Source organism: Halothiobacillus sp., assembly GCF_028710545.1.
Classification (GTDB): Bacteria; Pseudomonadota; Gammaproteobacteria; order Halothiobacillales; family Halothiobacillaceae; genus Halothiobacillus.
This window is the reverse complement of the sequence record NZ_JAQTTX010000002.1, coordinates 70,459-82,047: the sequence shown is the minus strand read 5'-3', so window position 1 is coordinate 82,047 and position 11,589 is coordinate 70,459. Positions and strand designations below refer to the sequence as shown.

General features: G+C 54.6%; 10 protein-coding genes. 2 read left to right on the top strand and 8 right to left on the bottom strand.

The window, feature by feature from the left end; genetic code table 11:
• The 8 genes from PHD44_RS00770 to PHD44_RS00735 all read right to left on the bottom strand — a co-directional run.
• Positions 1 to 845, bottom strand: an 845-nt coding sequence (locus PHD44_RS00770; protein WP_300186880.1) for a hypothetical protein, incomplete at its 3' end; no start/stop codon positions are given.
• Positions 846 to 944: 99 nt separating this feature from the next.
• Positions 945 to 1,568, bottom strand: a complete 624-nt coding sequence (locus PHD44_RS00765; RefSeq protein WP_300186877.1) for an HPP family protein — start codon at positions 1,566 to 1,568, stop codon at positions 945 to 947.
• A complete protein-coding gene (locus PHD44_RS00760) occupies positions 1,565 to 2,152 on the bottom strand; it encodes a CBS domain-containing protein (protein WP_300186874.1) in 588 nt (195 codons plus the stop codon). Before PHD44_RS00760 ends, PHD44_RS00765 begins: the two co-directional genes overlap by 4 nt.
• Before the next feature lie 455 nt (positions 2,153 to 2,607).
• Positions 2,608 to 6,066: an IPTL-CTERM sorting domain-containing protein gene (locus tag PHD44_RS00755; RefSeq protein ID WP_300186871.1), complete on the bottom strand. Its 3,459-nt coding sequence runs from the start codon at positions 6,064 to 6,066 to the stop codon at positions 2,608 to 2,610.
• A gap of 512 nt (positions 6,067 to 6,578) precedes the next feature.
• The gene (locus PHD44_RS00750; RefSeq protein WP_300186868.1) at positions 6,579 to 7,187 is read right to left on the bottom strand and encodes an exosortase H-associated membrane protein; all 609 of its coding nucleotides are present in this window, start codon (positions 7,185 to 7,187) and stop codon (positions 6,579 to 6,581) included.
• The gene (gene xrtH / locus PHD44_RS00745) at positions 7,172 to 7,666 is read right to left on the bottom strand and encodes an exosortase H (RefSeq protein WP_300186885.1); all 495 of its coding nucleotides are present in this window, start codon (positions 7,664 to 7,666) and stop codon (positions 7,172 to 7,174) included. Before xrtH ends, PHD44_RS00750 begins: the two co-directional genes overlap by 16 nt.
• A 268-nt stretch (positions 7,667 to 7,934) precedes the next feature.
• On the bottom strand, positions 7,935 to 8,120 hold the full coding sequence (locus tag PHD44_RS00740; protein ID WP_300186864.1) for a hypothetical protein: 186 nt from the start codon (positions 8,118 to 8,120) through the stop codon (positions 7,935 to 7,937).
• Between the two features lie 89 nt (positions 8,121 to 8,209).
• On the bottom strand, positions 8,210 to 8,875 hold the full coding sequence (locus tag PHD44_RS00735) for a Bax inhibitor-1/YccA family protein (RefSeq protein ID WP_300186861.1): 666 nt from the start codon (positions 8,873 to 8,875) through the stop codon (positions 8,210 to 8,212).
• Positions 8,876 to 9,005: 130 nt separating this feature from the next.
• Between PHD44_RS00735 and PHD44_RS00730 the strand changes: the two genes are divergently transcribed.
• Together PHD44_RS00730 and cls are read left to right on the top strand one after the other, a co-directional pair.
• Positions 9,006 to 9,866: an SDR family NAD(P)-dependent oxidoreductase gene (locus PHD44_RS00730; protein WP_300186858.1), complete on the top strand. Its 861-nt coding sequence runs from the start codon at positions 9,006 to 9,008 to the stop codon at positions 9,864 to 9,866.
• On the top strand, positions 9,866 to 11,311 hold the full coding sequence (gene cls, locus PHD44_RS00725) for a cardiolipin synthase (protein WP_300186855.1): 1,446 nt from the start codon (positions 9,866 to 9,868) through the stop codon (positions 11,309 to 11,311). The genes PHD44_RS00730 and cls overlap by 1 nt, the downstream gene beginning before the upstream one ends.
• Positions 11,312 to 11,589 lie beyond the last annotated feature (278 nt).

The window sequence follows — 11,589 nt, the reverse complement described above, 5'->3', positions numbered from 1 at the left end:
GCAAATGCCGGCGTCAGTTTGGTGCGAACAAGATAGGCATCCATACGCCATTTATCCGACTTGTGAATCGCAAACGCCTTCCCCGCCTGATCGATGAATCGAGGCAAGAGCTTTAATAGCTGATCGATCGCATCCTGCTGCTCGAACGTTAAGAGGTTGCCGTAATTGGCATTAATCTCTTGGGTGCGCTTGAGCACCTCTGCCGAGTACAGGTTGAAATTTTTCTCCAATGCCGGGCTGCGAAACGCCATGAAACCGCGCAATCCCGCCACAACATCGCCCCACTCGCCGCGAAGTCGGGCCAAATCGAGCACCAGCGCCCGGCGTGGGTAAACACCAGCCTCCGCATCCGCCTCTGACGAAATCAAGGTACCCATCAATCCGGAAATCTGAATCGCCAGCGGGTTGACGTTCTCGTTCGCGAACTCCATGCCGGGCATGTTCAGCTTATCGTCGGCAGATATCTTCATCACCTCGTTGGCATCGGTAACGAAGGTTTTCAGACCGGCATCCAGACCATCCAGTGATGCATCGGAATGCTTCTTTAACGCAGTCTGTTCCTGGCTGATGCCGGCAATGGCCTCGTCAAATCGCTTTTTGTCTGCGGGGCTTTTGCTCTGCAGATACAGACCGACGGAAGCCATCGCCCGCTCAAGCTGCACACGAATACCATCCGCGGCGAATGCCGCTGGCTGCCTTTGGCCGATGACCTCTTTCGTCATGCCTTGAATACGGCTCATGTTGAAATAAGTCAGAATGGCCATCGAGCACATCAGCACCAAAATCAGTCCGTAACTGAACAGATTTTTTTGTGCGATCGAAAAATGTGAGATCCAACGGTTCATTGATGAATTTTCCTCTAGTTGTATTTATAGGAATGCAATGGTTTAGAGGGTATCGGCAGAAGGCGGTATTACTTGAGCGACAGTGTGCTGTCGCGCCAACTACCACCAAAATTCCGGGTACACCCGTTTGGGCACCAGATTGTTAAAAATCAGCGCGATCAACAACAGGATCAGCGGCGCAAGGATGCCGGGGAAAAGCACGAACCAGTAGCCCATATCATGTATCTGCTGACTGCCGATGACCGCGACCAAAGCTGTGGCGCCGCCGGGCGGGTGGAGGGTTCGAGTGGCGTGCATCACGGCAATGGACAGCCCCACGGCCAAGGCCGGAGCGAAGACCGAAGCGATAAAAGGCTGAATGCCGGACAGGATACCCGGATCACCCGATTCACGGACAAGAAGCAGATGAAGGGTCACGCCGATCAGCGCGGACAACGCATGCCCACCAATCAGGTTGCGCGGCTGTGCCAGCGGACTACGAATGGCACCGAACAGCAACACGGCCGAGGCACCGATTGAACCGATAATCAGGATGCGATCCAGCCCGCTAAATGCCAGTGCGCACAACCCGACAGCCATCAGCCCCAACACGCCGCCCAGCCCCGACCAGAAAACCTCGGCCCAACTCACCCGCGGCGGCGAACCATGACCACGCCCGCGCCACTTGCGCCAGTAGCCCGACCAACCGGTCGGCCGGGCAGGATCGCTCGACGGGCGGCTCACAACCACTGATCCCAGTGGAAGCTCTCGAGAAAATCGCGGCGCATCACCACGCCTATGATGCGGTTATTCGCGTCGACTACCGGCAGGCGCTTTTCTTCCACCCGATGGAAGGCACTCACGATATCGGCAAACGTGCCATGTTCCGGCAACGTGACCGCCGGCCGGGTCATCACTTCCGCCACGGTGGTTCGCTCGCAGTACGTGATGAATCGCTCGTCGTGCGCCATCAAACGAAATACCAGTGAGAAGAAAGTATCGGCGCCATAGCCGCGCAGGAAATTCCATTCGCTGACATCGCCCAACACCAGACCGGACTCATCAACCACCGGCAAGGTATGCGCGTGCATCAAGGCCATCTGCTCGGCCGCCTCCGTCAATGACTGATCCGGGCGAAGCGCAGACAAATCCCGCCGCATCAGGTGCGGCACGTCCATCTTTGCGAATAGGCGCTTGATGGCATGTTCATGCGCCAGTTCATAGATTTCACGAAAATCTTCGGGGGTGATATCGATGTAACCGGACATGGCGCGCATGGCGGCACGGATATCCTCTTCCGGCAATCCATTCGGAGCGGCATCAGTCATACATTATTCAGCTCAATCGAAAATGGAGATAGTAACTTGTTAAGGAACCTCTGATTAAATCCTTCGTGAACCGAGTTGCTGATCCAAAAGCCGCAAAACGAGGCAGAGGCCGCCGGTCGTAGTTATTATTCTACGATGCCAAGGCCGATAACGACGTGTTGCGGCTTTTGGGCGGCAACCCGAATGGGACGGGTTTTTGAGGGCGATCCGCTGTGTTGCGGCCCTCACGAATGGAATAACCATTCCTTTCGCACCGCGCCTTGCGGCTCATCCCTCAAAAACCCGTCTCGGTCACGCAGGATTTAATCAGAGGTTCCTTAAGCCCATATATTCAGACTCATCTCGACTCAACAACCATGGATCAAGCTCACTCATGCTGTCGAAAGCCGGAAGCCCAAAACAAAAAACCCGGCGATTTCCTGCCGGGTTAGTTATAACTTAAGGCGTACCGGGCACTATCTTCTCCTGTACACGAATACGCCCACTACACCCATAAGGGCTGCCAGCAGAATCATGGCCAGATTCGACAGTACAGGTACGTCGTGCGGCACGATCACCGGCGTGTTCACAGTGGATTTATTATTACCAGGCACAGGATCACCCGGCGCATCCACATCAGCTTCATTGATGAGCGGGGTTACACCGTTATACGGCTTGTTCACCGTTGTTGTTACCGTGAACGTTTGTGTCGCCCCATTCGCCAGTGTTCCCAAGTCACAGCTGACCGTACCATTATTGAATATACAACCCGGAGCTGAAACAAAGGTCAAACCGGCTGGCAACGTATCGGTCACCTGGGCGCTCTGACTAGAATCCGGGCCATTATTGGTAACCGACAACTCATAGACAGCGTTGTTACCCGGTATCAACACACCATTCGAGGGATCCGTCAGCGTTTTGGTAACGGCCAGATCCGCATTGCTGCTTGGTCTGAATGTCGAAGTGCTCTGTGAGGCGTAGTTATTGTTGACCGGGATCGATTCAGTTTCGTTTACCTTGACGGAAGCGAAGTTCGTCGTGGTACCTGATAGCGCGCCAGGCTGAGTGATGCTCTCTGCTTTTTGATTATATGAAATGGTTACAGATTGCGCCTGATCCAAAGTTGGGAAGGAACAGGTCATCACCCCACTCGTTGCGCCAATAGCTGGCTCGACACAGGTACCTGCCCCCGAAGGAGTGATAGTCAATCCCCCCTGGTAACTGAAAACTGCAGTAGGTGTAGGCGGAGTAATAGTTATGGGGTAATTACTAGCCGGAGCAGGGAAGCTATCCGTCATTTCGACGCCAGTCGCTTCTGATGGGCCGTTGTTGGTGACCGTGACCGTGTATGTCGTGTTCCCTCCCAAAGGCACCGATGCATTGCTAACCGTTTTATTGATAAGCACATCCAAGTCAACCGGAGTCACAGGCGTGCTCGTCGTTGCGGTGTTATTGGCCGAATTGGTTTCAATCGTAGATGTTGACGCTGTCACGCTGTTATCCACCGTACTACCCACGGCCGAAACGAGTGGACGAACGCGGTAGGTGACTGTGCGCTGACTTCCACTTGCGACAGCAGACGGCCAAGTACAAGCGAGCGTTCCACCAGCATCCCCAGCATTGGGCACGGTGCCGCAAGTACCGCTATTGGACACATTCACCAGGTCGATGAACGTTGCATTGGTCGGCAATGTATCTGTCATCGCCACGTCTTGAGCAGAGGATGGGCCGTTGTTCGTTATGGTTGCAACATAGTTTAATGGCGCACCAGCGGCCACAGAGCTCGGTGTCGCCGATTTAGCCATAGCCAGATCGACCACAGCCGTCACCGTGCTGCTCGCTGAGGCCGAATTATTGGTGCGATCAGGATCGCCGATATCCGGCGACGTAACGGAGGCAGTATTCGTACGAGTTCCGGTAACGGCGATGTTAGGCAACACCGTGATAGTAATGGTTGCATTAGCACCATTATTGAGGGTACCTAAATTACAACTGACATTCTGACTCGTACCATTGGCAGGAAGAGCCGCAGGGGTACAGGCTCCCTGAGTAGTGGTGATGGATTGCAACCCACCTGTATTGATCAAACTACTTAGCGCGTCAGTCACGGTGACATTGGTTGAAGCATCCGGACCCGCATTACTCACCACCAAGGTATAGGTCAGCGGTTGGCCTGCATTCACATCGCCACTAGCGGTTTTGGTTATCGCCAAATTCGCCGATGTACCACTGGCAGTCACGTTAACGCTGCCAGAGTCATTGCTCGAATTAGTGTCGACAGGTCCTGCACCCGTTAAACCAACTGATGCGGTATTACCAATCGTTCCCGTAGTCGTGATTTGCGCCGGTATGGAGATAGTGGGGGCATTACTGTTGGCTGACAGTGGACCGCTACGTGTACAGGAAATAGTCACAGGGCCGGCCGCTGGATAACCGCTGGACGGCGTACATGCCCAACCTGATCCACTTGGGGCAGAGGTAACTGTAACTCCGGCAGGGATATCGTCAGTGACTGTAATTGTTTGACCGGCAGCCACTGCCAGCAGGCCGTTATCCCGTACCACGAGGTTATAAGCGAAATCCTGCCCCGGGACGACCGGATTCAGTGTAGTTGTTTTGGTGAGGGATAGATCCGCTTCATTGCTTGAGGTAACACCGACTACACCTGAATTGTTTGTCATATCGGGGTCGGTTTCAGGAATGGCAATATTGAAACTATTGTTCAACGTACCTGACGTAGTCGAGGTAGCCTGAAAACTGATTTGCGGCATATTCGTGAAATTGCCCCCCGTATAGGGGCCTGGCCGGGTACAAGTGAGGGTTTGACCACTATCACTACATGTCCAACCGGTACCGGTTGCACTGGCAGGGACATAGGTTAACCCTGCATCCAGGGTACTCGTAACGGTGATGATTCCCGAGCCCGTTGAGCCGGGTTCAAGCCCCCCATTGAAACGAGGTGTCAGCGTATAAGAGACATTGCTGCCTTGAGCTACCGGGTTTGGCGTCGCAGTAGCACTAATTGATACATCTGAACCAGCCGACACGGTCACACTGGTCGTCGTCGTGTCATTACTGGAGTTACCATCCGGCATCGGATCTCCGTTCGATTTGGTCGCTGACGCCGTAAATGCCGCCGCTACGGAACCGGTAACGTTCGCCACGGCATTCACTGTAATATTGTTGCTCGTGGCACCGCTTGCAATTGATGCGGCACTACAGGTTACGGTACCGGAACTCAGTGGATACCCTGAGCTGGGTGCGCAATTCCAACCAGCCCCTGAGGGTCGACTGGTGATGCTGGCACCGGTAGGAACCGAGAATGAGATATGAATCGCCCCCCCCGCCTCAACCGCATCAGGGCCATTGTTCGTTGCGCTGAGGGTGTAAGAGTATGCTTGACCAGCAACTACAGTGGCAGAGGATGAGCTGGCGTTGATTTGCATATCTGACGCGGCAAGGGCTGTGGTATTTTGCGGCTGGGCATCAACCGTGGCGGGACTATTAGTTGCACTGGTAACGGAAACATTGTTGGTATAAGCCCCGGCAGTAGGCAATGTTACGGTGATTACCGTGGTAAGGGGCGTGACACTTTGAGGCATGTCCGGTAACGAACAGTTCACGACACCACCCGATGGAGCGCTGCAACTACCGCCAGAAGGTGGCGTCGCGCTCACAAAAATCGAACCGGATGGCAAGGTATCCGCGAGCGAAACCCCAGTGGCCGTATCAGGGCCAGAGTTTGTCACCTCAATTGAATAGGCGAAGTTCCCTCCCGCTGCCCCTGGGTCAGGGTTATCCGTCTGGTTCACCACCAGATTTGATGCAGCAAATGCAGAACCAGCTACCATCATTAGTGCGCCACCAAGTAACAGGCGCCTCAACCCAAAAACCCTAATACCGACTATAGCAGTCAACAATTCCTTGGAATTCATCCTGGAAAATCTCCGTAATCTATCAGTTTGGTTAAGGAATATCTGATCAATTCCTTCGTGATCCGAATTGCTGCGCCAAAAGCCGCAAGACAAGGCAAAACCTCACAGATGCAGTTACGCTACGAAGCCGATAACGACGCATTGGGAATTTTGTGCAGCAGACGGCATAGAGCGGGCCATTGGGAGGCGATCCACTGTGTTGCGGATCATCCCTCAAAAGCTCGTCTCGGCTACTCAGGAGTTAATCAGAGCCCCCTTAATAACGACCATTATTTAGTTAAAACCACGCGCTTAACATGACACATAACTCATACGCCATAAAGTAAAATTATAATATATCATTATAAATTCCATATATATAAGCGTATTAGAATAATATGATTTTCAGTGCTGATCAGTAACATACACCTCAGTCTTTGCAGCAGAAGGAGGACCAACTTAAAGATGGCGACTTGGTTGGCACTGCACCCAAGGCAAAGAGATAGGAAGAAGAACAACCTAAAAAATTCAGGCTAATCTTTGCTTACAATATCACCCTGCTTCTGAAGCATCGGTGCCAGCACCGAGTAATCAAGTGCCAACCAGATCGCGATCGGCGCCAATGTCGGCAAAATCAGAGTCCCGAACTGGTAGGCCAAGGCGATGGCATTTCGCCCCAGTTCCCCGAAATCCACCTGACCGGCAACAGCAGGTCCAGCGACAATCGCCACATCCTTGAGCCAGGAGAAAAAAACGCTAAATACCGTAAACGGTAACAACAAAGCCATGGCCAACAGCATCTTGAATAGGACCTTGCGTCGCCCGGAAGCCAGAAACAGCGCAATCATCAACGGCAGGCCAAAACCATAGGTAAGATAGTCGGCCTCAGGCGTGAGCAGGGCAACGCGACCCGACTCAGCCCCCTGAGCCGAGGGCAACTGAAGGCCGGTAAGCAAGTCGATTTGCGTACCGTGCATTTCGAAGCCATCAACCCACCCTGGGTAAATTCCATGCATCAGATTCCCGGCTAACCAGCCCACCGGAGCGGCGAAAACCGCGCCCAAGGCGTACCACCCGATCAAACACAGAACAAGCCAGACGATCACTTGCACTACAAAGCCAGAAATCAAGCCGGTTCGCATGTTGGCTCCTCTGACGCCGCATTGCGTAACACGAACCGGATCCAAACCAGCCAGATAACCAACACATCCAGCATGATCAGGGCCTGCCAAAGGTAAAGATGAGCAAATTTGAAGGCAGCCGCACTCCATTGCACCAGATAGAACAGACTGATTATCCGCAGGATGTTAAGACCCTGGACAGCCAGCACACCCGCCGCGACACCCATCAGCTTGTATTTCCAGGGCGCAGGGAAAGCAATGATCGCAGCGATGAGGACAATGCAAGCCTCGACCCCATTGCAACCCGGCTCAATGGAAACGCCTGAAAAAGTGGTCATGTTTTGGATGACTACACCGTGCACCTGCACGCTTGAGTCAAAAAGGACAAGAATGGCAGCACTCACCCGGGCCAGGATTTCGGTCCATGGCATAACAACCCAGACCTGGACCGATTTGACCAATTCAAGGGCAAACAGCGCGATCAATATTAGCGAAAACATGATGAAAAAACGCCACATACCCCCTCCATATACGCGTGGATTTCAGAAGTTATCCAGGTTTCTGCCACACGAGCCACATGCCCGGCATGTCGTCGAACCACAAGATTATCGGGGCAGTCTACCAAACCAACACAAAGATCGGCCCGTCTATCGGTCCATTCTATCGGTCCATCCAATAGCTTCCCAAGGAAGATCTGATCAACGCCTTCGCGGCCTAGCTGCCTGCTGGACATATTTCAAAGATGCCATAGTCAATAAATCCGCACGTTCATCTTCGGATGCCATACATCAAAAATGCGACAAACGCCGCCACGCCAAGCAGCAACATCCCCACCAGCAACCATTCATTGAGTGAGCCTTTGCGACTCTCCCTGATCATCTGCCCCGCTCGCGGCCACAGAAAAACCAGCATCGCCACGATAAAAAGGGCAGAAAAGATCTTGAGCCAATCCATTCCAGAACCTCCCGCTCAGCTCATAACCTGATTGAATAACAAAAAAGCCCCGACCAGCGGAGCTTTTGCATGGTCAGCCCGAGGCAGACTCAGTCCCGGCTGGCGCCCAGAATATTCAGCAGGCTGACGAAGATGTTGAAGATACTCAGATACAAACTCACCGTCATCATCAGATAGTTGTCCTCACCGGCGTTCACCATGCGGCTGGTGTCATACAGAATAAACCCGCTCATCAACAGGATGACCGCGCCGGAAAGCGCCATGGACAATGCCGGTAAATCGAAGAACAAGTTCCCGAGCATGGCAAGCAGCACCACGATCATGCCGACCATCAGAAAGCCGCCCATGAACGAAAAATCACGACGGGAGATCAGCGCATAGGCCGAGAGCGCAAGGAAAATGGCGCCCGTGCCACCCAATGCGGTCATCACGATCTGGTCGCCGCCTTCAAGATGCAGGTAATAATTGATGGTTGGGCCAAGACCCAGCCCCATCAGGCCGGTGATTGCGAAGACGGTCACCAATCCCGCGCCGGAACGCGCGGTGCGCGGCAACACAAACCAGATCAATGCCATGGAACCGAACATCGAGATAAGCGAAATCATCGGTGGCAGGTTCATCCACATGGATACGCCCGCCATCGCCGCACTGAAAATCAAGGTCAGCGACAGCATGAGATAGGTATTGCGAATCAGCTGGTTGGTAGCCAGCAAGGACTCACTGCGAGGGCTTACGGTTGAATTTTGCAGGCTCATGGCACACTCCTATCATGGTCAAAACACTATGTTGTGGACACCATACCATAGCGCCAAGTTCAATGTCGCAGCGGATTGAGCGGCTGGATTGAGCTAAGATAACCGCAGTTTCAAACAGGGGCTCACCGACGTGCCGAACACCGCCCGAATCCCTCGCTCGATCCTGATCACCGGCTGCTCATCCGGCATTGGCCGATGTGTGGCCCGCGGCTTGGCCGATCGGGGGCACCGGGTCATCGCTTCGGTACGGCAGGAAAAAGATATTAAGACTTGGCCCCATGCCGATATTCCGGTTGTGCTGCTGGATCTCACGGATGATCAATCCATCGAATCCGGCCTGAACGCAGCCCTGGCGCACACGGGCGGCACGCTCGACGCGCTGTTCAACAACGGCGCGTTCGGCCTGCCGGGTGCGGTGGAAGATTTATCGCGTGCGGCTTTGCGCGCCCAATTCGAGACCAATCTGTTTGGCTGGCAGGTGCTCGCGAACCGGGTCATTCCGCTGATGCGCGCTCAAGGATTCGGCAGGATCATCCAGAACAGCTCGGTGCTTGGCATTGCGGCACTGCCGTTTCGCGGCGCCTATGTCGCCAGCAAATTTGCACTGGAAGGGTTGAGCGACACACTCCGGCTGGAACTCAATGGCACGGGTATCGATGTTTCCCTGATCGAACCGGGGCCCATCACTTCCCGCTTCCGCGCCAATGCCCAGGCCGCGTTCCTGCGATTCATCCCGATCGAGTCTTCCTTTCATGCCGATGCCTATCGCAAGCAGCTTGAACGACTCAACAAACCGGGGCCGGCCGCTCCCTTCACCCTTCCCCCGGAAGCGGTGCTCGACCGGGTGATCCACGCACTCGAATCACGCCGCCCCAAGGCGCGCTATCCGGTTACCGTACCCACTTACCTGTTCTCTGTACTGCGTAGGCTCCTGCCCTCGCGCTGGATGGACCGCGTATTGCTGGCGGCTTCGGGCGGAGGGCGACGCTGATGCTCGAACTGTTCGATCTGCACAATCCACACTGGGCCGCTCTTTATGTGCTGGTCGAATGGCTGGTGCGCTTGTTTGCACTGATCGTCGTACCCATGAGGCGCCCACCTGTCACGGCGACAGCCTGGTTGCTGCTGATCTTTTTCCAGCCGATCATCGGCGGGATTATCTATCTGTTTGTCGGTCGCCCGCGTGTTTCATCCGCCCGGCAACAAAAAATCGACGACCTTGAAAAAGCCCTGGCGCCGAACCTGAACCATCTGCAGAAACAACAAAGCCTGCACCATCGCACAACCCTGCCGGATCAGTGGCGTCCGATCGTACAACTGGCGCGACATTGGCGCATATTCCCCGAGTTTGGCGGCAATGCAGTCGCTGTGATCGAGCAGCTCCCCGAACTGGTCCGGCAACTGGCTGCCGACATCGACAACGCCAATCATTCGGTGCATCTGCTGTTTTATATCGCCGCCCGGGACGAGTTAACCGAACCCGTTTTCGCGGCCATGCTCCGCGCGGTGAAGCGGGGCGTTGAAGTCCGCCTATTGGTGGATGACTACGGCAGCAAGGCGTTCATGGCCCCGTTGCTGGCATTGGAGGCCGAGGGCATCCGGGTGGCACGCGCCTTTCCACGCAGCAAACTCCCACGCCAGGCGGCGCGTTTCGATTTACGCAATCACCGCAAGCTCGTGGTGATCGACGGGCTGATCGGTTATGCCGGTTCCATGAATCTGATCCGTCCGGATTTCAAGCCAAAAATCATCTACGAAGACATCATGCTGCGCCTGCAAGGCCCCATTGTGCTGGAGTTGCAGACCGTCTTTGCCGGTGACTGGTATGTCGAGCGCAATGCCATGCTCACCGGAGTCCAGTATTTCCCGATCCCGCAGACGGCTGGTGAGGAAATCTGCCTCGGTCTGCCCAGCGGGCCGGAATACCCCGATCCGGTTCAGCAACAACTGCTGCTGTCACTGCTGCACGTGAGCACCGAATCGATCCGCCTCGTCACACCTTATTTCGTACCGGACGATCCGATGCTGCTCGCCCTCAAAACAGCGGCGCAACGCGGCGTGGAGGTGGAACTGATTCTCTCGGAGCGACTCGACCAGCGTCTGGTGCAATGGGCACAGGAATCCTACTATGCAGAGCTTCTGGAAGTCGGCGTCATTATTCGCCGTTACCCCCGGTACTTTCTGCACACTAAATTTGCCCTGTTTGACGACCGGATTTCATTGATCGGCAGTGCCAATCTGGATGTGCGCTCATCGCTCATCAACGCGGAGCTCGGTCTTTTGTTCTATGCGCCGCAAACCGCACAGACACTCAACCGGCTGCTGACACGTTATCGCGACTCTGCCCGTATTCTGAGCATCGAAGCCTGGGCGCTGCGCAGTCGGCGCGAGGTCATCGTCCAGAATCTGGCCCGCCTGACGACGCCGCTGCTCTAAGTAAATGCTGATTTATTCCATCCTTGGAATAAATCAGCTCGCTCATCGCGGTACACGCCCGCGATGGCTCTCACGAATCAAAGACTGACGTCTTTGATCGTGTTGGGGCATCCTGCCCCAAACGGGAAGCACTGAATAAATCAGCGCTTCCCTAAGTAAATGCTGATTTATTCCATCCTTGGAATAAATCAGCTCGCTCATCGCGGTACACGCCCGCGATGGCTCTCACGAATCAAAGACTGACGTCTTTGATCGTGTTGGGGCATCCTGCCCCAAAC

Excerpts from the sequence above, each read along its gene's own strand:
- PHD44_RS00750 (WP_300186868.1), bottom strand. The coding sequence starts at position 7,187 with ATGCGAACCGGCTTGATTTCTGGCTTTGTAGTGCAAGTGATCGTCTGG.
- PHD44_RS00740 (WP_300186864.1), bottom strand. The coding sequence starts at position 8,120 with ATGGATTGGCTCAAGATCTTTTCTGCCCTTTTTATCGTGGCGATGCTG.
- PHD44_RS00760 (WP_300186874.1), bottom strand. The coding sequence starts at position 2,152 with ATGACTGATGCCGCTCCGAATGGATTGCCGGAAGAGGATATCCGTGCC.
- xrtH (WP_300186885.1), bottom strand. The coding sequence starts at position 7,666 with ATGTTTTCGCTAATATTGATCGCGCTGTTTGCCCTTGAATTGGTCAAA.
- PHD44_RS00755 (WP_300186871.1), bottom strand. The coding sequence starts at position 6,066 with ATGAATTCCAAGGAATTGTTGACTGCTATAGTCGGTATTAGGGTTTTT.
- cls (WP_300186855.1), top strand. The coding sequence starts at position 9,866 with ATGCTCGAACTGTTCGATCTGCACAATCCACACTGGGCCGCTCTTTAT.
- PHD44_RS00735 (WP_300186861.1), bottom strand. The coding sequence starts at position 8,875 with ATGAGCCTGCAAAATTCAACCGTAAGCCCTCGCAGTGAGTCCTTGCTG.